Source organism: Streptomyces sp. NPDC045021 (assembly GCF_056432645.1).
On record NZ_JBWKIQ010000001.1, the window covers coordinates 1473381 to 1497906 of the forward strand.

20 protein-coding genes are annotated in these 24526 nt (G+C 71.7%); 7 read left to right on the plus strand and 13 right to left on the minus strand.

Annotated features, from left to right (window positions below; translation table 11 throughout):
- Positions 1-46 precede the first annotated feature (46 nt).
- Positions 47-4717 carry an RHS repeat-associated core domain-containing protein gene (locus tag AC07DC_RS06560; protein WP_478912377.1) on the plus strand — a complete coding sequence of 1557 codons (4671 nt, stop codon included), beginning with the start codon at positions 47-49 and terminating at the stop codon, positions 4715-4717.
- A gap of 28 nt (positions 4718-4745) precedes the next feature.
- On the plus strand, positions 4746-5489 hold the full coding sequence (locus AC07DC_RS06565) for a hypothetical protein (RefSeq protein ID WP_478912379.1): 744 nt from the start codon (positions 4746-4748) through the stop codon (positions 5487-5489).
- 70 nt (positions 5490-5559) lie between these two features.
- On the opposite strand, the gene AC07DC_RS06570 is transcribed toward AC07DC_RS06565, so the two are convergent.
- Positions 5560-6744 carry a glycerate kinase gene (locus tag AC07DC_RS06570; RefSeq protein WP_478912381.1) on the minus strand — a complete coding sequence of 395 codons (1185 nt, stop codon included), beginning with the start codon at positions 6742-6744 and terminating at the stop codon, positions 5560-5562.
- A gap of 222 nt (positions 6745-6966) precedes the next feature.
- Between AC07DC_RS06570 and AC07DC_RS06575 the strand changes: the two genes are divergently transcribed.
- Positions 6967-7500: a GNAT family N-acetyltransferase gene (locus tag AC07DC_RS06575; protein WP_478912383.1), complete on the plus strand. Its 534-nt coding sequence runs from the start codon at positions 6967-6969 to the stop codon at positions 7498-7500.
- A complete protein-coding gene (locus AC07DC_RS06580; RefSeq protein WP_478912385.1) occupies positions 7475-8068 on the plus strand; it encodes an NUDIX domain-containing protein in 594 nt (197 codons plus the stop codon). The genes AC07DC_RS06575 and AC07DC_RS06580 overlap by 26 nt, the downstream gene beginning before the upstream one ends.
- Here AC07DC_RS06580 and AC07DC_RS06585 read toward each other — a convergent pair.
- The 3 genes from AC07DC_RS06585 to AC07DC_RS06595 are packed head-to-tail and all read right to left on the minus strand — an operon-like array spanning position 8050 to position 10846.
- On the minus strand, positions 8050-9867 hold the full coding sequence (locus tag AC07DC_RS06585; protein ID WP_478912387.1) for a gamma-glutamyltransferase family protein: 1818 nt from the start codon (positions 9865-9867) through the stop codon (positions 8050-8052). The two genes, AC07DC_RS06580 and AC07DC_RS06585, sit on opposite strands and share 19 nt — an antisense overlap.
- Positions 9868-9872: 5 nt before the next feature.
- Complete coding sequence (locus AC07DC_RS06590; RefSeq protein WP_478912389.1) at positions 9873-10370, minus strand: NUDIX hydrolase; 498 nt, start codon at positions 10368-10370, stop codon at positions 9873-9875.
- 8 nt (positions 10371-10378) lie between these two features.
- Complete coding sequence (locus tag AC07DC_RS06595) at positions 10379-10846, minus strand: SCP2 sterol-binding domain-containing protein (protein WP_478912391.1); 468 nt, start codon at positions 10844-10846, stop codon at positions 10379-10381.
- A 152-nt stretch (positions 10847-10998) separates the two neighbouring features.
- Here AC07DC_RS06595 and AC07DC_RS06600 point away from each other — a divergent pair, with 152 nt between their 5' ends.
- Entirely contained in the window at positions 10999-11781 is a 783-nt protein-coding gene (locus AC07DC_RS06600; RefSeq protein WP_478912648.1) for a DUF4037 domain-containing protein, read from the plus strand.
- A gap of 30 nt (positions 11782-11811) precedes the next feature.
- Here AC07DC_RS06600 and AC07DC_RS06605 read toward each other — a convergent pair whose 3' ends face one another.
- Positions 11812-12411 carry a TIGR03086 family metal-binding protein gene (locus AC07DC_RS06605; RefSeq protein WP_478912393.1) on the minus strand — a complete coding sequence of 200 codons (600 nt, stop codon included), beginning with the start codon at positions 12409-12411 and terminating at the stop codon, positions 11812-11814.
- A 95-nt stretch (positions 12412-12506) separates the two neighbouring features.
- Here AC07DC_RS06605 and AC07DC_RS06610 point away from each other — a divergent pair, with 95 nt between their 5' ends.
- Positions 12507-13247 (plus strand): Sir2 family NAD-dependent protein deacetylase, encoded by a 741-nt coding sequence (locus tag AC07DC_RS06610; protein ID WP_478912395.1) that lies wholly within the window; start codon positions 12507-12509, stop codon positions 13245-13247.
- On the opposite strand, the gene AC07DC_RS06615 is transcribed toward AC07DC_RS06610, so the two are convergent.
- The 8 genes from AC07DC_RS06615 to AC07DC_RS06650 form a co-directional block, all read right to left on the minus strand.
- Entirely contained in the window at positions 13219-14646 is a 1428-nt protein-coding gene (locus tag AC07DC_RS06615; protein WP_478912397.1) for a phytoene desaturase family protein, read from the minus strand. The two genes, AC07DC_RS06610 and AC07DC_RS06615, sit on opposite strands and share 29 nt — an antisense overlap.
- Entirely contained in the window at positions 14646-15464 is an 819-nt protein-coding gene (locus AC07DC_RS06620) for an inositol monophosphatase family protein (RefSeq protein WP_478912399.1), read from the minus strand. Before AC07DC_RS06620 ends, AC07DC_RS06615 begins: the two co-directional genes overlap by 1 nt.
- A gap of 12 nt (positions 15465-15476) precedes the next feature.
- On the minus strand, positions 15477-16997 hold the full coding sequence (locus tag AC07DC_RS06625; RefSeq protein ID WP_478912401.1) for an NCS1 family nucleobase:cation symporter-1: 1521 nt from the start codon (positions 16995-16997) through the stop codon (positions 15477-15479).
- Positions 16998-17014: 17 nt separating this feature from the next.
- Entirely contained in the window at positions 17015-18025 is a 1011-nt protein-coding gene (locus tag AC07DC_RS06630; protein ID WP_478912403.1) for a TIGR03842 family LLM class F420-dependent oxidoreductase, read from the minus strand.
- Between the two features lie 10 nt (positions 18026-18035).
- Positions 18036-19448, minus strand: coding sequence for a dihydropyrimidinase (gene hydA / locus AC07DC_RS06635; RefSeq protein WP_478912405.1), 1413 nt, complete (start codon positions 19446-19448; stop codon positions 18036-18038).
- Positions 19445-20782, minus strand: coding sequence for an aspartate aminotransferase family protein (locus AC07DC_RS06640; RefSeq protein ID WP_478912407.1), 1338 nt, complete (start codon positions 20780-20782; stop codon positions 19445-19447). The genes hydA and AC07DC_RS06640 overlap by 4 nt, the downstream gene beginning before the upstream one ends.
- Positions 20783-20787: 5 nt before the next feature.
- On the minus strand, positions 20788-21630 hold the full coding sequence (locus tag AC07DC_RS06645) for a nitrilase-related carbon-nitrogen hydrolase (protein ID WP_478912409.1): 843 nt from the start codon (positions 21628-21630) through the stop codon (positions 20788-20790).
- A 257-nt stretch (positions 21631-21887) separates the two neighbouring features.
- On the minus strand, positions 21888-23405 hold the full coding sequence (locus AC07DC_RS06650; protein WP_478912411.1) for a hypothetical protein: 1518 nt from the start codon (positions 23403-23405) through the stop codon (positions 21888-21890).
- A gap of 246 nt (positions 23406-23651) precedes the next feature.
- Between AC07DC_RS06650 and AC07DC_RS06655 the strand changes: the two genes are divergently transcribed.
- Entirely contained in the window at positions 23652-24521 is an 870-nt protein-coding gene (locus AC07DC_RS06655) for a preprotein translocase subunit SecD (protein WP_478912413.1), read from the plus strand.
- Positions 24522-24526 lie beyond the last annotated feature (5 nt).

Consider the following 24526-nt stretch of genomic DNA (forward strand, 5'->3'; position numbering starts at 1 on the left):
AATGCAAGAATTGGACCGAAGTTGATCATTCATGGGGGGTTGAGCCGTGGCGAATCGGCCGACGGATTGGCATGTACTGGATCTGGACCGGGACCCGGTGCCCGGTGATCCGTACGAGGTCAAGGAGCTGGCCCGCAAGCTGGGCGACTTCGCCGATGACGTCTCGTCGGCGCTTCGGTCGGTACGGGGGCTGAGTGGCGACAGCGCCGTCCAGGACTGGGCGGGCCTGTCGGGTGACGCCTACCGGGAGCAGTTCGGGGATCTGCCGAACGAGCTGACCAAGCTGGAGAAGTCCTACCGGCTCGCCTCGGGAGCGCTGGAGGCCTACTGGCCGAAGCTGGAGACGGCGCAGTCGGACGCCGACCGGGCGCTGGCCCAGGGCCGCACCGCACGCCAGGACCTGGACGCCGCCAAGACCACCCAGACCAACGCGAACGACTGGGTGAAGCGGGCCGGGGACAAGTCCAAGGAGTACCAGGCCGACCCCAAGCCGGGCGTCGAGCCGCCGTCCGCCGAGGAAGTCCGCACCGCGACCCGTAACGCGTTGGACGCCTCGAACGCGCAGAGGTCCGCGAACACCGCCGTCCATGACGCCCAGCAGCGGCTGGACGCCGCGAAGGAGCTGGCCGCGCAGGCCGCCCATCTGCGGGACACCGCGGCGAGCACCGCCGAGCACGCGCTGCACGAGGCCTCGGACGCGGGGATCAAGAACAAGCACTGGTGGGAGAAGGCGGTCGACTGGGTCGCCGACCACTGGGACGAGATCGTCGCGGTCTGCAAGGTCATCGTCGCCGTCCTCGGCATCATCGTCATGATCATCGGCGGACCGCTCGCCTGGCTGGTGCTCGCCGCCGCCCTCGTCGTCCTCGCCGACACCCTCGTCAAATACGCGCAAGGAAAAGCCAGCCTCTGGGACGTGGCGTTCGCCGCCCTCGACTGCATCCCCATGTTCAAGGGCCTCACCACCCTCGGCGGCCTCGCCAAGATGGCCAAGAGCCTGCCCGCGCTCCTCAAGAGCGGCAAGGCCCTGGAGAACATCGCCAACGGCGTCCGCAAGGGCGGCCAGGCGTTCAAGGACGTCTTCACCTCGCTGCGCCGGGGAGCGAAGGACGAGGTCGCGGCGGGCAAGCCGTTCTCCGGGCGCTGCAAGGGCGGCGACCCGATCGACATGATCTCCGGCGAGATGCTGCTGGCCGATCGGGACGTGTCCCTGGCCGGAATCCTCACGCTGCTGCTGACCCGTACGCACGTGTCGTCCTACCGCACCGGCCGCTGGTTCGGACCCTCCTGGTCCTCCACGCTCGACCAGCGGCTCGAGGCGGACGGCGACGGTCTGGTCTTCGCCGCCGACGACGCGATGATGCTGATCTATCCGGTGCCGCGGCCCGACCGGCCGATCATGCCGGACCGCGGTCCCCGCTGGCCCCTGGAGTGGGACGGGACGCCCGCCGGGGAGATCCGGATCACCGAACCGGCATCGGGAATCGTCCGGCACTTCACGCCCGTCGACTCCCCCGTCGGCGCGCCCGACGGGCTGATGTCCCTCGGGCTGACCGCGATATCGGACCGCAACGGCAACCGGATCGAGATCGAGCGCACGGCCGACGGCACCCCTGTCGCCGTCCGGCACAGCGGCGGCTACCACCTCGCCGTCGACACCTTCGACCGGCGCATCACCGGCCTGCGTCTGCTGGGCACGGAGGACGGCCCCGAGGGCACCGTCCTGCGCCGGTACGGCTACAGCGTCCACGGTGACCTCACGGAGGTCACCGACGCCCTGGGGAACACCGAGCGGCTGGAGTACGACGCCGAGGGCCGCATCATCCGGCGGACCGACCGCACGGGCCGCTGGTACGGCTGGGAGTACGACGACGCGGACCGCTGCGTCAGCGGCGTGGGCCAGGACGGCTACCTGAGCTGCTCCATCGCGTACGACAACGAGGCCCGCACCACCGTCTACACCAACTCGCTCGGCCACACCACGACGTACCGCTACAACGAACGGATGCAGCTGGTCTCGTCGACCAACGCGCTCGGCCAGACGCTGGTCAACGAGTGGGACGAGTTCGACCGCCTGGTGGCCCAGACCGACGCCCTGGGCGCCACCACCCGCTACGACTACGACGCCGCGGGCGACATCGTCTCGGCGGTCCGTCCCGACGGCGCGTCCACCGGAGCGGTCTACGACGAACTGCGGCAGCTGGTGCGGGCGGTGGAACCCGACGGCACGGCGTGGCTGCACACCTATGACGACGCGGGCAACGTCACGTCCACCGTCAACCCGTCGGGCGGCCGGACGGAGTACGCGTACGACGCGGTCGGCGCCCTCGCCGCCGTCACCGACGCCGCCGGACGCACCAGCCGGGCCAGGAACGACGCCGCCGGGCTGCCGGTGGAGTTCATCGACGCCCAGGGAGCGGTCAGCACCATCGAACGCGATCCCTTCGGCCGGGTGAGCACCTTCACCAACCCGCTCGGGCAGGTCACCCGCTTCGGCTGGACCGCGGAGGGCCGCCCCGTGTGGCGCGAGCAGGGCACCGGCGAGAGCGAGTTCTGGGAGTGGAACGGCGAGGGGCATCTCGTCTCGCACATCGACTCCATCGGGCGCACGGCCAGCTTCACCATCGGTCCCTTCGGCGTCGCCACGTCCCGCGAGCTCAGCGACGGAAGCCGGTACACCTACGCCTTCGACAGCGAGCTGAACCTGCTGACGGTGACCGACCCGCAGCAGCGGATCTGGAGCTACTCCTACGACGCGGCGAACCGTGTCACGTCGGAGACCGACTTCACCGGTCGTGTGCTGCGCTACGAACTGGACGCGATGGGCGAGCTGATCGCCCGTACCAATGCTGCGGGCGAGACCATCCGGTTCACCCGGGACGCGTTCGGCCGGACGGTCGAGACGCACGCCGACGGCCAGACCGCCCGCCTCACCTACGACATCACCGGGAACATCGTCCGGGAGACCGGCCCCGGGATCACCATCGAGCGTCAGTACAGCACGGCCGGCGCGCTGCTGTGGGAGAGCGTCAACGGCAGGACCACCACGTACGAGTACGACGTGCTGGGCCGGCGGACCCGGCGGTGCACGCCCACCGGGATCGAATCCACCTGGACGTACGACGGCGTCGGCAGTCCCACCTCGCTGGAGACCGCCGGACACCGCATGACGTTCGGCTACAACGAGGCGCTCCAGGAGACGCACCGCGGCCTGCCGGGCGGCGTGTCGCTCACCCAGTCCTGGGACCCGGCGGGCCGGATCAGCGAGCAGCGTCTCGACCGTGCCGCCGACCGGGCAGCGGGGCCACTCCAGCAGCGCGCGTACGCCTACCGGCCGGACGGCGTCCCGACCTCGATCGCCGAACTCACCTCCGGCACCCGCCGGTTCACCCTCGACCCGGCGAACCGGGTCTCCGCGGTGGATGCCCGAGGGTGGTCCGAGCGGTACTCGTACGACGCGGCGGGAAACATCACGCGGGCCGAGACCCCCGGAGTGGACGCCGAGGAGGCGGGCCGCGCCTTCGTCGGCAACCGCATCCGGCGCAGCGGGCGCACCACCTTCGAGCACGACGCCGAGGGCCGTATCGTCCGCAGCGTCCACCGGTTGCTCAACGGCCAGAGCCGGGTGCGCTCCTACACCTGGAACAGCCAGAGCCAGCTGGTGGCGACGACCACCCCCGACGGCGCCCGCTGGCAGTACACGTACGACCCCGCCGGCCGCCGGACGGCGAAGGCGCGGGTGGACGAGAGCGGCGCGCTCCTCGAGCAGACGCTCTTCGTCTGGGACGGTGCCCGGCTGATCGAGCAGATCAACGACGACGGCCGGTCCACTTCCTGGGACTACGCGCCCAGCAGCTTCCTGCCGGTGGCGCAGCTCGACCGCGCCGGTACGGACGCCCGCTTCCACGCCATCGTCACCGACCTGTCGGGGGCGCCCGCCGAGCTCGTCTCGGCCGAAGGGGAGCTGGCGTGGACACGACGGACCACATTGTGGGGGGCTCCGCTGCCCGCCCAGGCCCAGGGGGGCGGTGACGGCGGTGTCGACTGTCCGCTGCGTTTCCCGGGCCAGTACGCCGACGCGGAGACCGGCTGGCACTACAACTACCAGCGGTATTACGATCCGCGGACCGGCCAGTACGTCACTCCCGACCCGCTCGGTCTGACCGCGGGACCGAACGACACCGCGTACGTGCCGAACCCGTACACGCTGACCGACCCGCTCGGACTGCACTGGCAGGACCCCAACAACGGCAACAAGTTCGGCCGCGATCCCAGCCTTCCGCCGAAGACCGACGAGGGGCCCAAGTACACCCGCAACAACCAATACGGCACGGACTACCGTCAGTCCACGCACGACCACATGACGGAGCACTACACGGACGAGGGCAGGACGCAGGGCCGGGCGCCGCTCGACGCCGACGGCAATCGCATTCCACGGGAGGACCTGAACTGGTACGACGGCCAGGGCAGGAAGATCTGGGACCCGGCCGCCGACAATCCCAAGCCGTTCCACAAAACGGTAACGTACGAGCACAAAGACCCGGTCGTCGACCACTGGAACCGGGAGGGGCGATTCTCCGACAAGGCGTCGCGGAAGGACTTCTACAACAAGGTGGACGATATGGAGCCGATGGGCGCCAAGGAGAACTCGAGCGGCGGCGGCAAGATGACAGCCACGTACAAACAGGAAGTCGGACCGGGATACTCGTGTACCTGACCCTCCTGCACCCGACCAAGGAGAATTCATGGACATCCGGGAAGTAGTCACCGGCTTCCGCGACGCGGCGCCGCTGGAAGGCCTGGACAACGCCTGGACATGGGCGCCCGCGCCCCGTCTCGATTTCGCAGGGGCGCTCTCCGCGGACGGCAAGCGGCTGTTGCAGTTGAACGCACGCGACTCGTTCGACAAGGACCTTGCCGTCGCGACCCTGGCCTTCGCCCGCGCACACGAGGAGGAGATCGTCGCGCGCAACCCGTACTTCGGTGCGCTGGACGGCTTCGAAGCGCCGGGCGGGCACCTCTTCGACTCGGTCCTGTGCATTGCTCCCGAGGTGCACGAGTTCTACGACTACGACCGGCCCGAGTTCACTCCTTTGGTCCGGCTCGCCTTCCCCGCCTATTCCGTGGAGTTCGCCGGTGACGAATCGCTGAAGGAAGCGCTCACCCGATTCGACATGATGCGGCCGAACAACCTCGGGCGCGAGCCGCTGCTCTTCCTGAAGATGCGATTCGCCAACACCCGGACGCTGGGCCGCAGTACGAAGACCGGCCGCGGCTTCACCGATCCGCGCAACCTCGAGTCGGAACTGCGGGAGCTGGACGGCGCGGACGGCAGTTTCGTGGAGTTCGAGAACCGGCACCGCCACGTCTGGCGCGTCGAATGGCACAGCGGGTACTACATCGCGGAGTGGGACACGCAGGACGGCGAGCCCCGGGAGACCACTCTCGACGAACTGCTGGAGTTCTCGGCGGCGCGACTGCGGGATTGACGCGGGGTGGTGCCGGGACGGTGGCGGGGCGGGTCGGATACTCTCCGGCCCGCCCCGCCACCGCGTTGCGCTACGGCGCCAGGAAGTCCCGGGCCAGGGCCTGGGCGACGCGCTCCAGCAGGGGGCCGGCCTGCGCCATGCAGACGGCCGGGTCCGGCTCGATGTCGGTCAGGGCGTAGGCGCGGCGGATGCCGGCCCCGCCGAGAGCGCCGGGGGCCAGGGCGAGCCGCCCGCAGACCGCGACGACATCGATGTTGCGGGCCCTGGCGGCCTGGGCGACGCCGACGGGAGCCTTGCCGTGCAGGGTCTGCTCGTCGAGCGAGCCCTCACCGGTGATCACGAAGTCGGCGCGGTCCAGCGCCGCGGCGAAGCCGAGGACGTCGAGCATGACGTCGATGCCGGGGCGGAAGGCCGCGTCGAGTCCGACGAGCGCTCCGTAGCCGATACCGCCCGCGGCGCCGGCTCCCGGCGCCTCCGCGGCACTGGCCGCGGCGGATCCACGGGCCTCGGTGAGCACCTCGACGAACCGTCCGAGGGCGGCGTCGAGAGTGGCCACGTCCTGCTCGGTGGCACCCTTCTGCGGGCCGTAGACGGCCGCGGCGCCCTTCGGGCCGAGCAGCGGGTTGTCGACATCGCTGGCGAGCACCACTTCGGTGTCGGCCAGCCGCGGGTCGAGCCCGGAGAGGTCGGCGGTGGCGAGGGCGGCCAGCGCCCCGCCGCCGGGTCCGACCGGCGCTCCGTCCGCGTCGAGCAGGCGGGCACCGAGCGCGACGAGCATGCCGGCCCCGCCGTCGTTGGTGGCGCTGCCGCCGACGCCGAGCACGATGGTGCGCGCACCGTCGTCCAGCGCGGCGCGCAGCAGTTCGCCGGTGCCGTGGGTGGTGGCCGTGAGGGGTGCGAAGACGCCCTCCGGCAGGTGCCGCAGGCCGGAGGCCTCGGCCATCTCGACCACGGCGGTGGTGTCACGTACGGCGTACGTGGCGGTCACGGGCTCGCCCAGCGGCCCGGTCACCTGGAGCTCGCGGCGCTCGAAGCCGGCCGCGACCGCCGCGTCGACGGTGCCGTCACCGCCGTCGGCGACCGGCAGCGACTCGACCGTCAGCCCCGGCACCACGTGCAGCAGGCCGGCCGTGACATGCTCGGCGACTTGCACCGCGGTCAGCGAACCCTTGAACTTGTCGGCGGCGATCAGTACGCGCCCCGTTGTGTGTCTTGCAGCGTCGGACACGTTTACTCCCCATCCGATACGGAACATCGCGCCGCTCGGACCATATCCCGCCATCGGCCGCCTGCCCATGGTCGGTCCAGCGCGCCACCACCATAAACCGGAACTTTCACGCCCATAGCGGGTCGTACTGATGACCGGAGACAGGGCGCGAGCCGCCGGAACCTCACTCACCGTCCGCACACCGGACGTCACGGTGCCGAGGTGAATATTCGATTGCGACGCTCTGCCGGGGTGCGCCACAGTGCGCCGGTGCTGATCCGACGTGAACGACCCACCGACATCGACGCGATCCGTGACGTCACCGCCGCCGCGTTCACCAAGCCCGGCCAGGCCGCCGGCAGCGGCACCGTCGAAGCGTCGCTGGTCGACCGGTTGCGGGCGACCGACGCATGGCTCCCCGAGCTGTCTCTCGTCGCGACCGACGAGGACGACCGGGTGATCGGGCATGTGCTGGGCACGCGCGGGCATGTCGGCGGGACGCCGGTGCTGGCGATCGGGCCGCTGTCGGTGGCCCCCGGCCACCAGCGCTCCGGAGTCGGCAAGGCCCTGATGCACTCGGCCCTCGGCGCCTGCAACGCGCTGGGCGCGCCGCTGGTGATCCTGCTCGGCGATCCCCGCTACTACGCACGGTTCGGCTTCCGCCTCGCCGAGGAGTACGGGATCACCCCCGCGGTGCCCGAATGGCGGCAGTACTTCCAGGTCCGCACCCTGGCCGCCTACGATCCGGCCGATCCGGCGCTGCGTGGCGCGTTCGCGTATGCCGCGCCTTTCGACGACCTGTGAGCCGCGTAGGTTGGGCTGCGTGACCCAGGACTACGCCTCATACATCGCCGGGCTGCCGAAGATCCTCGCCGGAACGGCGGTGCTGTTCCGTGACCGGGCCGGCCGCGTGCTGCTCGTGGATCCCAACTACCGCGACGGCGAGAAGAAGTGGATTCTGCCCGGCGGCACGATCGAATCAGGCCAGGGCGAATCGCCGCGGCAGGGCGCGCGTCGCGAGACCGCGGAGGAGATCGGTCTGGACATCGATCCCGGCGCGCTCATCGCGATCGACTGGGTGACCAGCCCCGACCGGCCGCCGCTGGCGATGTACCTGTACGACGGCGGTGTGCTCGACGGGGAGCAGATCGGCGCGATCCAGCTCCAGAAGGAGGAGCTGGACGCCTGGAACCTCGTCCCGCTCGACCAGGTCGGGATGTTCGCCTCCCCCGGGATGGAACGCCGGATCCGCGCCGGATTCGCCGCGCTGATGGCCGGCACCGGCCCCGCGGAGCTGGAGAACGGCCACCGGGTCGGCCCGGCGGCCGCGGCGGAGCACACCGGCCCGGCCCGTCAACGGCCGACCGCGTAACCCTGCATTCCGCGCGGGTTGGCGCCCGCGGAGAGCACACCGGTCGCGGGGTCGCGGGCGACCGCGCAGAGCCGGCCCTCCGACCAGGGGTCGCCGACGGTCACGTCATGGCCGCGGCGCCGCAGTTCGCCGATCACCCGCTCGCCGAGCCTCGATTCGACGGTAACGCTGCCGGGCCGCATGGCGCGCGGGTGGAAGGAGCCGGGGAAGCTGTCGGTGTGCCAGCCGGGCGCGTCGATCGCCTCCTGCAGGCCGAGCCCGCCCAGGGCGACGGCCAGGAAGAAGTGCAGCGACCACTGGTCCTGCTGGTCGCCGCCGGGTGTGCCGAACGCCAGGACGGGTTCGCCGTCGCGCAGCGCCATCGACGGCGACAGTGTCGTGCGCGGGCGGCGGCCGGGTATGAGGGAGTTGGGCAGGCCCTCCTCCAGCCAGGTCATCTGCAGCCGGGTGCCGAGCGGGAAGCCGAGCTCCGTGATCAGCGGGCTGGACTGCAGCCAACCGCCGCTGGGAGTGGCGGCGACCATGTTGCCCCAGCGGTCGACCACATCGACATGGCAGGTGTCGCCACGGGTGCGTCCGTCGGCGGCGACGGTGGGTTCGGCGGCAAGTCCGGTGGTAGATCCGGTGGTGGGTTCGCCCGAGGTGATGGTCGGTTCGCCCGCGCCGGGTGCTCGCGGCGTGCCGTCGAGGGCGAACCGCGGCAGCCGGGGCACGCGCCCGTCCGGGCTGCCGGGGCGCAGCTCGTAGGACGCGTCGGCGCCGATCAGTGCCCGGCGCCCGTCGTTGTACCCGGGTGACAGCAGCGCGCCGACCGGGACGTCCGCGGCGTCGCCGTACCAGGCCTCCCGGTCGGCCATCGCGAGCTTGGTGCCCTCGACGAGGGTGTGGACGTAGCCGGGCTCCGCGTAGCCGAAGCCGTCGGGCAGCAGGGCGAGTTGCTGGGCGAAGACCGGGCCCTGGCTCCATGGCCCCGGCTTGCAGACCGTCCAGCCGAAGCGGTCGTACGTCAGCGGGGGTTCGTAGCGCGCCTCGTACGCGACCAGGTCGTCCCCGGTGAGCGTCGAGGCGTGCCGTTCGCCGGAGGTGTCCATCGCGGGGCGGGCCGCGGAGGCGGCCAGCGCCTCGCCGATGAAGCCCGCCCGCCAGATCCGCCGGGCGGCCTCGATGCGCTCCTCCCGGCCGCTGCCCGCCGCCTGCGCGTCGGCCTCGCGCAGCAGGCGCCGCCAGGTGGCGGCCAGGGCGGGGTTCCGCAGCAGGGCGCCGGGGCGCGGAGCGCTACCGGCCGGCAGATAGAGCTCCGCGGAGCTGGTCCACTCGGTCTCCAACAGGCTCCGCACCGCTTCCACGGTCGCGCCGATCGCCGCGACCGCCGGATGTCCGTGTTCGGCGTAGCCGATGGCGTACTTCAGGACGTCGGCCGGGGATTTCGTGCCGTGGTCGCGCAGCAGGACCATCCAGGCGTCGAACGCGCCGGGTACAGCGGCGGCCAGCGGTCCGGTGCCGGGCACCAGGTCCAGGCCGAGGCTCCGGTAGTGCCCGATGGACGCCCCGGAGGGGGCGGGGCCCTGCCCGCACAGCACCCGCACCGGCCCGCCGGCCGGAGCGAGCAGGATCGGCACCTCGCCCGCGGGACCGTTCAGATGCGGTTCGACGACGTGCAGGACGAAGCCGGCGGCCACCGCGGCGTCGAAGGCGTTGCCCCCGTCCTCCAGTACCGCCATCGCCGACTGCGACGCCAGCCAGTGCGTCGAGGAGACCATGCCGAAGGTGCCCTGGAGGGTGGGCCGGGTGGTGAACACCTGCGCTACGCGCCGCGGGTGGCGGCGTTGGCGATGAACCCCAGCTCGACGGGGCGCTCCGGCGGGCCCTCGTCGCGCAGCCGTGTGAGCAGCTCCGGCAGTTGCGGGGGCCACAGTGCCTCGGTGGTTCCCGCGAGCTCCTCAGGGGTCCACCAGCGCCACTCCAGGATGCCGTCCTCCTGGTGGACGCCGCTCACATCTCCGGTCGGCGGCCTGCGCGGGCCGCTGCCGAGGAAGATGTGCTCGAACTGCCGGACCGGCACGCCGGCCCGGGTGAAGTCGTGCTCCCAGGTGCACAGCACGGCGCCGGGCTCGACATCCGACCAGCCGGTCTCCTCCAGCACTTCCCGCAGCGCCCCCTGCAGGGGGGTCTCCCCCGGGTCGAGGCCGCCACCGGGCATGAGCCAGTGGACACCGACCTCCTCGTTGTCCGACCGGAGCAGGAAGATCGCTCCGGTCGGGTCGAGCACCGCGACTCGCGCCGCTTGCCGGGGTATCCGCATCTACGCCCTCACGCCTTCGGTATGTCGAAGAAGTACGTCAGTCCGCCGGCGAGGCGGATGTCGCCCTGGATCTTGAGCTTACGGGTGAAGAACAGCGCCGGACCAGAGGCGTTGCCCGATACGAGCTTGAGGAATTCCGGGGCGGCCATGGTGAGGGTGAGTTGCGGATCGCGGCCGCTGTCCTGCTGGGAGACCTTGCAGGCGCCGTCGGCGATATGCGTCTCGTACACGTCACGGGCGTCGTCGCCGTTGGTGATCCGCCACCGGATGAGCGCGTCGCGCTTCCCCGCGACGTCCGGCTTGAAGAGGGTCTCCATCCGGTTGAACACCTCGTCGAGCACGCGCTGCCGCTGCGGGCCGCTCATCAGCTCGGCGATCCGCCTGACGGGCAGTTCCTTGACGATGCGGGCGAATTCCTTCGGCTCGACCGACCCGAAGTCGAGGGTGTCGAGGTCGAGATTGTCGATGTCGGCCATGCCGGGCACCATCCTTACTCCAGAGTAAGTTTACTGATGGGTAAGCGTAGAGCCGGCACGACTAGGCTGGCAATGTGTCCAACGATTCCGCCGCCTCCCCCACCACTTCCCCCGCCACTTCCCCCGGCCGGGACCGCTCCGCCGTGCACGCGATGGCCGAGCGGCTGGCCGGCGTCCCGGGCATCGCCGGGGTGATGCTCGGCGGCAGCCGGGCCCGCGGCACCCACCGCCCGGACTCCGACTGGGACCTCGGCCTGTACTACCGGGGCGAGCCGGACACCACGGCACTGGCCGCCCTCGCGGCGGAGTTCACCGGCGGACCCGTCGAGGTCGCAGGACCCGGCGGCTGGGGTCCCTGGGTGAACGGCGGTGCCTGGCTGACGGTCGACGGGGTGCCGGTCGACTGGATCCTGCGCGACCTCGACCGCGTCGAGCGCGTCTGGGACGACTGCCGCGCCGGCCGCTACGAGGTCGGCACGCAGCCCGGCCACCCGCTCGGCTTCTGGTCCCCCGCCTACCCCGGCGAGGTGGCGCTGGGCCGCGTACTCGCCGACCGGGACGGGGAGTTGACAGCCCTGGGGGAGCAGACCCGCCACTACCCCGAGCCGCTGCGCGAGGCGCTCGTCGGCGCCGCGTGGGAGGCGGAGTTCTCGGTAAGCGCCGCCCGCAAGTCCGCCCGCGCGGGCGACACCCTGCACGTCGCGCTCTGCCTGTCCCGGGCGGTCGGCGTCCTCACCCAGTCGCTCCACGCGCATCACCGGGCCTGGTGCCTCAACGAGAAGGGCGCCCTGGCCGCCGCCGCCGCGCTCCCCGGAACGCCCCCGGACTTCCGCACCCGCGCCGAGGACGTCCTCACCCGGCTCGACGAACCGGCGGCCGCCGTCGAAGCGGCGGCCGCGCTCGTCGCCGGCACCCGCGACCTGCTCAACTCCTAGAACGGAGCAAGTCCCGGGGCCGGAGCGGAATCAGGCGCCCTGCGGCCACTGCGGGGAGCGGCCCAGTATCGCGACGATCCGGTCGAGCGGATCTCCGGTGCCTCCGTCGGTCACCGCGGGCCCGAACGCCGCGCCCTCGACCAACCGGCTCTCCCCCGCGGGCACCGCCGCGGCCACCGGCAGCGCCGCCTCCAGCACCTCCGGGTCGAACTTCGCGTCGACACCGAGCGCCCGCGCCACATCCCAGCCGTGCACGACGGTGTCCACGAAGTGGAACCCGATCGCCACCGGCGCGGGGAAGGGCCGCCCGTCGCGGATCTCCGGCAGCCACCAACTCCGGTCCAGCACCCCCGATTCGCTGAAGGCCGCCGCCACATCGGCGGCCGACGCCGCGAACGCCCCGGCCGGGTCGTCCTCCACCGACCGGTCGGCGAACACCGTCCGGTCCCTCGTCTCCCCCCGCGCCGCCGCGGCGAAGCCGTAGTTCTGCCCCACCATGTGCTCCAGCAGCCGCCGCAACGTCCACTCCCCGCACGGCGTGGCCACGTCCAGCCGGGTCGCGCCGATCCTTCCGGTGATCTCTTCCGCCGTCCGCAACGCCTGCCGATGCAATACCCGAAGATCCGTCATACCCGAAACCGTAGCCGCCGGGTGTGACAACGCGGTCGGCCCGCCCCGGCGGAAACCCGGTCGTCCGCACCCGCGTTGCGGCCTACGCTGCGGAGATGAGCAACCGCAAGCCCCTCGTGGCGATCCTGAGCGGGGCCGGCATCTCCACGGACTCGGGGATTCCGGACTACCGCGGCCCCAACGGCCTGTGGCGGCGCGACCCCGGCGCGGAGAAGCTCGTCACCTACGACACGTACATGGCCGACCCGGACATCCGGCGCCGCGCATGGCTCATGCGGCGCGACAGCGAGACCTGGCACGCGCGCCCCAACGCCGCGCACCTCGCGGTGGCGGAGCTGGAGAAGTCCGGCGTCCCGGTCCGCGTCATCACCCAGAACGTCGACGGATTGCACCAGTTGGCGGGGCTGCCCGCCCGCAAGGTCCTGGAACTGCACGGCACGGCCCGCGCCGTCGTCTGCACGAAGTGCCATGCGCGCAGCGGCATGGACGAGGCGCTGGAGCGCGTGGCGGCCGGTGAGCAGGACCCGCCGTGCCTGGTGTGCGGCGGGATCCTGAAGTCGGCGACGGTGATGTTCGGGCAGCGGCTCGACCCGGAGGTACTGGCGCAGGCGATGTCCATCGCGAAGGCCTGCGACGTCTTCTTCGCCGTCGGGACGACGCTGCGCGTGCAGCCCGCCGCGTCACTGACCGGCATCGCGGCCGAGCACGGCGCACGCCTGGTGATCGTGAACGCGGAGCCCACGCCCTACGACGAGTTGGCCGCCGAAGTGGTACGGGAACCGATCGGCACAGCCCTGCCCGCGCTGCTCAGCGCGCTCGCTTCGCCAGGGACTTGAGGACGGAGCGGGCGGCGTGGTGGCCGCTCATTCCGTGGACTCCGGGGCCCGGGGGGGTTGCGGAGGAGCACAGGAAGACGTTGGGGCGGGCGGTCGCGTAGGGGTTCCAGGCGATCTTCGGGCGCAGCACGGTCTGGAGGCCGGCGAAGGCACCGCAGGCGATGTCGCCGCCGACGTAGTTGACGTTGTGGGCGGCGAGTTCGGCCGGTCCCGCGACGGCGCGGGCCAGGACCAGGTCGCGGAAGCCGGGCGCGAAGCGCTCGATCTGCCGCTCGACGGCGTCGGTGGCGTTGCCGTGCCAGCCGTGCGGGACGTGGCCGTAGGCCCAGAAGACGTGCTTGCCCTGGGGCGCGCGGGAGGGGTCGACGATCGTCGGCTGCGCGGTGATCAGGAAAGGGGTCTGCGGCGGCCGGCCGCTGACCGCCCGGTTGAGCGCGTCACCGATCTCGGTGTAGCTCGGGCCGAGGTGGACCGTGCCGGCGCGGCGGGCGTCGGGCGCACTCCAGGGCACGGGACCGTCCAGTGCGTAGTCGATCTTGAAGACGGACGGGCCGTAACTGAAGTTCCGGTAGGCGTCGCCGAGTCCGGCAATGCGGGCCAGGGCGGTCGGTGAGGTGTCGAAGACGTAGGCCCGGGCCGGCGGCAGCTCGTCGAGCTTGCGGACCGTCACACCCGTGTGGACGACTCCGCCCTGCTCCGCGAGGTACGAGGCGAGGGCGTCCGAGATCGCCTGCGAGCCGCCGCGCGGGATCGGCCAGCCGCCCGCGTGCGCGGCCAGCGCGAAGATCAGGGCGGTGGCGCCGGTCAGCGGCGAGCTGAGCGGGGTGATCGCGTGCGCGGCCAGGCCGGCCAGCAGGGCGCGGGCCTTGGCGTCGCGGAAGCGGCGGACCAGTACGGCGACCGGCGGCAGCCCGGTCAGGCCGAAGCGGACGAACCGGTAGGGGTCGATGGGCACCCCGCGCCACTGGGGCCGCAGCAGGTCGGCGGCCATGGTGTTCCAGTGGCCGATGTACGGCTCCACCAGCCGCCGGTAGCGGACCGCGTCATGGGCGCCGAAGGACGCGGCGGTCTCCCCCACCGAGCGCGACAGCAGCGCGGCCGTGCCGTCCGGGAAGGGGTGCGCCATCGGCAGCTCGGGATGCAGCCACTCCAGGCCGTGCGCGCGCAGCGGCAGCGCCTTGAAGGCGGGCGAGCCGGCGCCCATGGGGTGCACCGCCGAGCACGGGTCGTGCCGGAAGCCCGGCAGCGTCAGCTCCTGGGTCCTGGCGCCGCCGCCCACCGTGTCGGCGGCCTCGTAGATCTGCACGGACAGGCCCGCACGGGCCAGTTCGGCCGCGGCCGTCAGCCCGTTCGGCCCGGCCCCGACGACCACCACGTCCACTACCGCTGTCCGGCTCATCAGACGCCCATCAGCTCGATGATCCGCCGCGCGGTCTCCGCGTCGCGGGCGATGGAGAACGGCAACGCGTTGCCTCCGGGGATACGGAACGGCTCACCGGACACCGTCAGGCTCGCACCGCCGGCCTCGGCCACCAGGAGCAGCCCGGCGGCGTGGTCCCAGGGCAGCTCCCAGAAGAAGGCGACGCCGTCCACCTCGCCCCTGGCCAGCTCCAGGTACTCGATGCCGGCGCAGGTGCACGAGCGGGTCGCCGCGCCGGCCACCTCCAGCCTGCCGATCAGCACCCGCTCCTGCTCGGTGCGGAACACCGGGTTCGACGTCGAGACCCGCAGGATGCCGTCCGGCGCGGCGGCCGTGCGGATCCGCTGCCCGTTGAGGTACGCGCCGGCGCCGCGCCGCGCGGTCGCCATCAGCCCCCGCTCGGGGACGTAGGTCCAGGACGCGAGCGGCTCGCCACCCTGCACGAGGGTGACGAGCGTCGCGTAACCGTCCTCGCCGCGTACGAAGTTCGCGGTGCCGTCCACCGGATCGACGACCCACACCGGATCGTTGCCGTCCAGGCGCTTGAGGACGCCTGGGTCGGCGCTCACCGCTTCCTCGCCGACGACCACGGAGCCGGGCAGCAGCGCGGTCAGCTCCTCGGTGAGCCGTTCCTCCGCCCGGCGGTCGGCGGTGGTCACCAGGTCGTAGGGGCCGTTCTTCTCGATCACGTCCTCGGCCGCGAGCCGCCGCCAGCGCGGCGTGACCTCCTCCGCGACCACGGTCCGCACCACGCGCTCGACGGCGGCGAGCAGCTCCTCGTTGACCTCGTTGACCATGCCTCCATCAAATCAGACGGGGGCCGCGTCCTGTTGTGCGGTTCGCCGGAGCAGGGGGTGCATCAGCACCGTGTAGAGGACAAGCGCGGAGCCGAGGCCGACGGCCCAGCCGTAGTCCGCGAGCGGTTTGAGGAACGGGATCATGCCGTCGGCGGGGAAGGGTCCCTTGCCGGGCTCGGAGTGGGAGCCGCCGATCGCCAGCAACCCGCCGGCCACGAACGCCGCGACCGCTCGCCAGTTCCAGCCGGCGGTGTACCAGTAGCGGCCGCCGGGAGTGTAGAGGTCGACCAGGTCCAGGACGGTGCGGCGGATGATCCAGTAGTCGGCGATGAGGATGCCCGCGACCGTTCCGAGCAGGCCGCCGACCACCCCGAGCCAGGTGAAGATGTAGAACTCGGGGGTCTCGATGAGCTTCCAGGGGAAGATCACGACCCCCACCACGCCGGTGATCAGCGCCCCGGTGCGGAAGTTGATGTACTTCGGCGCGAGGTTGGACAGGTCGTAGGCCGGTGACACCACATTGGCCGCGATGTTCACGCTGATGGTCGCGACGAGAACGGTGACCAGCGCGAAGACCAGGCCGAAGACGTTGTCGGTCTTGGCGGCCAGATCGACCGGACTCCAGATCGGCGCGCCGTAGACGGCCTGCGAGCCGGAGGTGACCAGCACGGACAGCAGCGCGAAGAACGTCATCGTCGTGGGCAGGCCCAGCGACTGGCCCCAGATCTGGGCCCGCTGTCCGGCGCCGAAGCGGGTGAAGTCGGGGATGTTCAGCGACAGGGTGGACCAGAAGCCGATCATGCCCATGAGCGACGGGAAGAAGACCGGCCAGAAGTCGCTGCCCCAGCCGAGCTTCGACGGCTGGTCGAGCAGCGGCCCCAGGCCGCCGGCCTTCACCGCGATCCAGACCAGCAGCACGACGGCGCCGACGAGGACGAACGGCGCGGCCCAGTTCTCGAAGCGCCGCAGGGTGTCCATGCCCCGGTAGATGATGGCCAGTTCGAGGACCCAGAAGACCACGAAGCACAGCCACAGGGTCCACGGGTAGCCGCCGATCTTCCCGACCTCCGCCCAGCCGCCGCCGAAGATCGCGCCGAGCAGGACGAATATGCCCTGCCCGCCGATCCAGGTCTGGATGCCGAACCAGGCGCAGGCCACCGCGGCCCGCACCAGCGCCGGCAGGTTCGCCCCGCGCAGCCCGAACGAGGCCCTGGCCAGGACCGGGAAGGGAATCCCGTACCGGGGCCCCGCGTGCCCGGTGAGCAGCATCGGGAAGAGCACGATCACGTTCGCCAGGGCGATCGTGAAGACCGCCTGCTTCCAGTCCATGCCGAGTGCGACAAGTCCTGAGGCGAGCGTCCACGACGGGATGTTGTGCGCCATCCCGATCCACAGCGCGGAGAAGTTGTACGTCGTCCAGGTGCGGCGGGCGACCGGGACGGGCAGCAGGTCCTCGTTGGAGAACCGGGTATCGGGCAGGGCCGCGTCGATCGGCAGTTCGACGCGGTCTCCCAGGCTTGCGGATATGGTCATCGACACCTCTCCCGGAGTCATCTCAGAGCAGGGATGATGTGCTCGCCGTAGGCGTCGATGGTCGACTCCTTGGCGTCGTGCATGTCGTACAGGGCGAACTGGTCGACGCCCAGCTCGCGGAGGTGTTCGAGCTTGGCGATGTGCGCCTCGACCGGGCCGAGCAGGCAGAAGCGGTCGACGATCTCGTCGGGCACGAAGGCGGTGTCGGGATTGCCCGAGCGGCCGTGGTGGGCGTAGTCGTACCCCTGGCGCTGCTTGATGTACGCGGTCAGCTCGTCGGGCACCAGGCCGGAGTGCTCGCCGTAGCGGCTGACGAGGTCCGCGACATGGTTGCCGACCATGCCGCCGAACCAGCGGCACTGCTCGCGGGCGTGCGCGAGCTGCTCGTCGCTGCCGTCGGTGATGTAGGCGGGGGCGGCGACGCAGATGGTGATGGCGGACGGGTCGCGGCCGGCGGCCGACGCCGCGTCCCGCACCGCGCGGACCATCCACTCGGTGAGGAACGGATCGGCGAGCTGCAGGATGAACCCGTCGGCCTTCTCGCCGGCCAGGGCGAGCGCCTTGGGACCGTAGGCGGCCATCCAGACGGGCAGCTTCCCGTCCTGCACCCACGGCAGCCGCAGGACGTTGCCGTCGACCGATGCCTCGCGGCCCTCGGCGAGATCGCGGATGACGCCCATCGCCTCGCCGACGCGCGCGAGGGTGTTGGGCTTGCGCCCGGCGACCCGCATCGCCGAGTCGCCGCGTCCGATGCCGCACACCGTGCGGTTGCCGTACATGGAGTTGAGGGTGGCGAAGGTGGACGCGGTCACTTCCCAGGTGCGGGTGCCGGGGTTGGTGACCATCGGGCCGACGATCAGTTTGCGGGTGTGTTCGAGGATGCGGCTGTAGATGACGAAGGGCTCCTGCCAGAGCACGGCGGAGTCGAAGGTCCAGCCGTGGGTGAACCCGTTGCGCTCCGCGCGGCGCATGAGGCCGACGACACCGGAAGCGGGCGGATCCGTCTGCAGGACGAGGCCGAAGTCCATGGCGCTGCTCCTAGATGAGGTACTGGCAAGTGCTGCGCGGGGTGTACTGGCCGTGGCCGGCCCGCCCCACGTACGTCCGGTCGGTGATCACGGGCTCGCCTCGTGACAGGACGCTCTCGACGCGTCCGGTGAGCCGCTTCCCCTCGTACGCCGAGTAGTCGACGTTCATGTGGTGGGTCTCGGCGGAGACGACCTGCTCGGCGTGCGGGTCGTAGATGACGATGTCGGCGTCGGCGCCGGGCGCGATGGTGCCCTTGCGCGGGTAGAGGCCGAACATCCTGGCCGGGGTGGCGCAGGCGATCTCGATCCAGCGGCGCCGGCTGATGCGGCCGTCCAGGACCGCCTGGTGCAGCAGGTCCATCCGGTTCTCCACGCCCGGCAGACCGTTGGGGATCTTGGAGAAGTCGCCGCGGCCCAGGTCCTTCTGCCCGGTGAAGCAGAACGGGCAGTGGTCGGTGGAGACGACCTGCAGGTCGTTGGTGCGCAGCCCCCGCCAGAGCGCCTCCTGGTGCTCCTTGGGGCGCAACGGTGTGGAGCAGACGTACTTGGCGCCCTCGAAGTCCGGCTCGGCGAGGTTGTCCGTGGACAGGAAGAGGTACTGCGGACAGGTCTCGCCGAAGACGTTGAGTCCCTTGTCGCGGGCCTGCGCGAGCTCGGCGAGCGCCTCCTCGGCGGAGACGTGCACGACGTACAGCGGGGAGCCCGCCACCCGCGCCAGCTGAATGGCGCGGTGCGTCGCCTCGGCCTCCAACAGGGCCTTGCGGACCTCGCCGTGGTAGCGGGGGTCGGTGTGTCCCGCCGCCAGGGCCTGCTGGACGAGGACGTCGATGGCGATGCCGTTCTCGGCGTGCATCATGATCAGGCCGCCGTTGCCGGCCGAACGCTGCATGGCGCGCAGGATCTGGCCGTCGTCGCTGTAGAAGACGCCGGGATAGGCCATGAACAGCTTGAAGCTGGTCACGCCCTCCTCCACCAGGACGTCCATCTCCTTCAGCGTGTCCTCGTTGACGTCGGAGAGGATCATGTGGAAGGCGTAGTCGATGGCGCACTGGGCGTCGGCTTTCGCGTGCCAGGCGTCCAGGCCGGAGCGGAGCGAGTGGCCGACGCTCTGGACGGCGAAGTCCACGATCGTCGTGGTGCCGCCCCAGGCCGCGGCCCGGGTACCGGTCTCGAAGGTGTCGGACGCCGCGGTGCCGCCGAACGGCAGCTCCATGTGGGTGTGCGCGTCGACGCCGCCCGGGATGACGTACTTGCCGGCGGCCTCGACGATCCGGGCGTCGCCGGTGGTCCAGCTCTCCGCGACGGCCGATTCATGGGCGGCGAGGGCCACCACCCGGCTGCCCTCGATCAGCACATCGGCGTGGATCTCCTCGGCGGCGGTGATGACGAGCCCGCCGCGGACGACGGTGCGAGCAGTGGTCATGACCTGCCTCCGGCGAGCTTGTCCTGGGTCTGCCGCAGGGCGTCCTCGAGGGCGCTCGCGCCCTCCTCCGCCTCGGCGACGCTGAGCGTCAGTGGGGGTGCGATACGCAGCGAGTTGCCGGCCCGGCCGCCCTTGCCGATCAGCAGGCCGAACTCGCGGGCCGCCTCCAGGACCAGGCTCGCGGCTTGTGCCGACGGCGTGTCGGTGCCGGGTTCGACCAGTTCCACGCCGAGCATCAGACCCCGGCCGCGCACCTCGCGGACGATGGGCAGTGCGGCGCTGATCGCCTCCAGCCGGGACTTGAGCAGCCCGCCGACCCGCCGCGCGTTGCCCTGCAGGTCGTGGTCGACGAGGTACGTGAGGTTGGCCAGTGCGCCCGCGGTGGTGATCGGGCTGCCGCCGAAGGTCGAGATGGAGTTCGCGGTCAGGCAGTTCATGACGTCGGCGCGGGCCACGACGCCACCCATGGACATGCCGTTGCCGACGCCCTTGGCGAAGGTCAGGATGTCCGGCGGACCGGCCTGGTCGTGGGCCTGCCAGCCCCAGAAGTGATCACCCGTCCGGCCCCAGCCGGTCTGCACCTCGTCCGTGATCCAGAGGATGCCGTGCCGGTCCAGGACCCGCTTGAACGCGGCCAGCAGACCGTCAGGTCCTGAGGTGAAGCCGCCGACGCCCTGGATCGGTTCCGCGATCAGCGCCGCGACGCTGCCGTTGGCCTGGCCGAGGATGTCCTCCAGATCCGCGACGCACGCGGCGGTGAACGCGGCGTCGTCCAGGTGCGCGTAAGGGCCCCGGGAGCGGACGCCGCCGTGCACGTACAGCGTCTGCAGCGGCGAGAGGCTGGTCGGCGACCAGGCGGAGTTACCGGTGATGCCGACCGAGGCGAAGGAGCGGCCGTGGTAGCTGTTGCGCAGCGCCAGGACCTGGTTGGAGCCCCGGTAGGCGGTGGCGAGCAGCAGGGCCGTGTCGTTCGCCTCGGTGCCGGAGGTGGTGAAGAAGACCCGGGCGTCCGGGATGCCGGAGAGCCGGGCGATGCGCTCGGCCAGGTCGACGGCCTGACGGCTCAGATAGAGCGTCGAGGAGTGCAGGATCTTCCCGGCCTGCTCGGTGATGGCGGCGGTGACCTCGGGGAGGGCGTGCGCGGTCATCGTGGTCAGGATGCCGCCGAAGAAGTCGAGGTAGCGGTTGCCCTCGGCGTCCCAGACGTGGCGGCCCTGGCCGTGGGTGATCTCGATGGGCTCGCTGTAGTAGGTCGCCACCCAGTCGGGCATGACGGCGCGGTGGCGGGCGTGCAGGGCGGAGTGCAGGTTCTGGTTCTCGGTCACGGTGGCCATAACGATCAGGCCTCCGTGAGGTCGCCGTAGGCGTCCGGCCTGCGGTCCCGGTAGAACGCCCACTGCTGGCGCACCTCGTCGATCTGGTCGAAGTCCAGGTCCCGGACGATCAGCTCCTCCTTGGTGTCGGACGCGACCTCCCCGACGAACTTGCCGCGCGGGTCGACGAAGTAGCTGGTGCCGTAGAAGTCGTTGTCGCCGTACTCCTCCTGGCCCACCCGGTTGATCGCGGCGATGAAGTACTCGTTGGCGACGGCGGCGGCGGGCTGTTCCAGCTGCCAGAGGTAGCCGGACAGGCCGCGCGAGGTCGCGGACGGGTTGTAGACGAGCTGGGCGCCGGCCAGCCCCAGGGCGCGCCAGCCCTCGGGGAAGTGCCGGTCGTAGCAGATGTAGACGCCGACCCTGCCGACCGCGGTGTCGAAGACCGGCCAGCCGAGGTTTCCTGGCTTGAAGTAGAACTTCTCCCAGAACCCCTTGACCTGCGGGATGTGGTGCTTGCGGTACTTGCCGAGGAAGGTTCCGTCGGCGTCGATGACGGCGGCGGTGTTGTAGTAGAAGCCGGACTGCTCGACCTCGTAAACGGGGACGACGATCACCATGCCGGTCTCGCGGGCGAGCGCCTGCATCCGCTGGACGGTCGGACCGTCGGGGACCGGTTCCGCCCAGCGGTAGTGCTCCGCTTCCTGGACCTGGCAGAAGTAGGGGGCGTTGAACACCTCCTGGAAGCCGATGACCTTGGCACCCTGGGCGGCGGCGGCACGGGCGTACTCCTCGTGCTTGGCGATCATCGACTCGGTGTCACCTGTCCAGGTCGCCTGGACCAGCGCGGCACGCACAACGTTGCTCATGAACAGCTCCTCTGACGTGGCATCACGTCCGGTCTACGCACGTAGATACCGGCCGTGTGGAAGAACGTAGAAGCGCCTTACCCGCTCTGGCAAGACCGCTACCGTTACTTGACCGGGACGATCAGGTTTCCTGCCCCGGCCGGGGTAACGGGCCGCCGCTCCGGCACCCCGGCGTGCTCTCCCGCGGGTGATGTCCGCGCGCTCAGCGGTCCGGCGGGTCCTGACGTGCCGACCGGTTCGGCGGGCCCTGGCGCATTTCAGCGGTCCGGCAGGCCCGCGCGGCGCAGGGCCGCCGCGATGTCGCGGCGGCGGGGCTTGGAGATCTGCGCGGCGACTTCGAGGAGCGGCGCGGCCAGGCCCGGGTGTTCGCGGACGACCGCCGCGGCCTCCTCGGGCAGCCGGGTCCTGACCACGGCCGACAGGAGCGTTTCGGCCTCCGCGCCGCGGTTCTCCTCGTACAGCGCGGCCGCCAGGACGGCGACCTCGACGGCGGGCCGTGCCGCGGCCTGATGCAGCAGGGTCCGGCAGTCGTCCGTACGACCGGCCACCGCCAGGGCGGCCGCCGCGGCGGCCAGCCGGTCCGGTGGGAGAGCCGCGACCTCCCACAGCAGCGTCGCGACGTCCGCCGCGAGGCCGGCGCGTTCCAGTTCGCGCGCCAGCACGGGCAGTGCGGCGGCCGGCCCGGCCGCCGCCTCGCACAGCACCACGTACGCCTCCCCGCCGCGCCCGGCGCGGCGCAGGCCACCCAGCCGGGCCGCCTCGCTGCGGGCCTCCTCCTGCCGCGGCCCGGCGTCGGGCGGTACGGCGGCGGCGGTCTGCTGCGGCGGCTGCTCGGCGACGCCGGCGAAGCGCGCGCCGCGCGGTGCGGGCCCGGCCGCGGGTCCGGGGGCGCCGGTCGCGGCGGGGCCCTCCTGCCGGGGCTCCTCGGCCGTCCCGTCGTCCGCCTCGTCGAACGTCGTCGCGAACCGCGCGCCGCGCGGGCGCGAACCGGTCCCGCGCCCGGACGCCTTGGGGCGGCGCTTGCCGCGCCCGGCGGGCGCTGCGGACCCGGCAGCCTCGACGCGTTCGCCTTCGTGTTCGTGTACCTGTACCTGTACGTGTTCGGCCGGTGCGGTCGTGGGCGCGCCGGGCCACCGATCCGCCGGGTCCGCCGGGTCCTGCGCCTTCGGCCGGAACCAGTCGTCCGGGGCAGGGGAACGGTCCGCGGTGGACCGGTCCGTGAAGAGCTCCTCCGCGAGGCGCGCCTCGACCGCGTCGAGCCGGGACTGCAGCTCCGTGCAGCGCGCGCCCGCGCGTTCACGGTCGTCGCGGGCCCAGGCGAGGGCGTTGGCGAGCCGCCCCGCCGTCACGGAGTGCGGGTCGCCCCCCGTCGCGGCGTACTCGTTCACCGTGTGCGCCGCCTCGCGTTCGCGCAGTACGGCGTCGTGGCGTTCGCGGAGCATCGCGTCCAGGCGGGAGCGCAGCGCCGTCCCGCTGCCGGGGGCCGCGTCCCGGGCCGCCGCGGCGGCCCGGTACAGCCGCCGGGCGCGGCCGACGTCGGCCGGGTCGACCGGTACGCCCCGCAGGGCGGCCAGGTCGTGGAGGACGGCGTGCACCACGTCCCAGGGCGCGAGCTCCACGCCCGCCTCGTACGCGTTCACGCCGACCGGATCGCGTCGCGCCAGGGCGCCGTACCAGCCGGGGGCGTCCCCCAGTCCGGCCACCAGTTCACCGAAGTACTCGGTGAACTCCCGGGTGGAATCGGCCAGTTCAGGTCCAGCGCCGCGCTGTGTCATCGCTGCTGCCTCTCCGCCCCCGCCCCGGAGGCATGCAGTCCTGTTCCGGCATTCGACACCATTCGTGTTACGGGGCGGCTACGGGGAGTTTTCGTCCGCGCGCCGCAGCTCTCTCAACTGCCGTACCCGGCGCACCGGTCGCGGCCGCCTCGCCGGGACGGAATGTGCGCGGCGGCATTCGTCTGCGCGACCCGCCACCGGTCGGCGAGACTTACCGTTATGCGTCTTCTCCGCACCATTCCCGTCGTGCCCGCCCTGACTGCCGTGGTTGCCGTCATCGCCATGACCACGTCTCTGACCGCGTGTTCCGGCTCCTCGGATTCTGCGGACGACAAGGTGAGATCTCCGCTCCTTCCCACCTCGGCCCGCACGGACGCGCCCTCGGCGTCGACCACTCCCGCCTCGGGCCGCACATCCGCCACCTACACTCCGCAGTCAGCGCCGGGCGACGAGGCGTTGCGGCACACCGTGGCTCTGCTGCGCGCCCGTGCCGACGCGCTCGGGCTGAAGGACGCGCGGATCGAGGTACGCGGCGGCACGATCACCGCCGAGGCCCCCGGCGACAGCGGCGACCGGCTGCGGCAGCTGGCCGTCACGGCCGAGCTGGGATTCCGGCCGGTCCTGGACTCCGCCGCTTCCGTGCCGCCCGACCTGCAGCGGCAGTTCGCCGCCCTCGACTGCAAGACACCGAACAGCGCGCCGGTGGCCACCCCCGCGCGGCCGACGGTCGCCTGCGACAAGAAGGGCGAGGTGAAGTACGCACTCGGCCCCGCCGCTCTCACCGGCCAGGACGTGACCAGCGCCAAGGCGTCGATGGACGCGCAGAACGGCAATGGCTGGATGGTGAACCTGGTCCTCACCTCGGCGGGCAGTGCGAAGTTCGCGGAGCTCACCGGCAGGCTGTCCCAGCAGAGCACGCCCGCCAACCAGATCGGGATCATGCTCGACCGCCAGGTGATCTCCGCGCCTTCCGTCGCCCAGTCGATCACCGGCGGAAAGGTCCAGATCAGCGGCACCTTCACCCGGACCTCCGCAGAGGACCTGGCCGCCCAGATCAGCTCCGGCGCGCTGCCCGTCGCGCTGAACGTCACCGAGGTCACCCGGATCCCCTCCTAGGACCG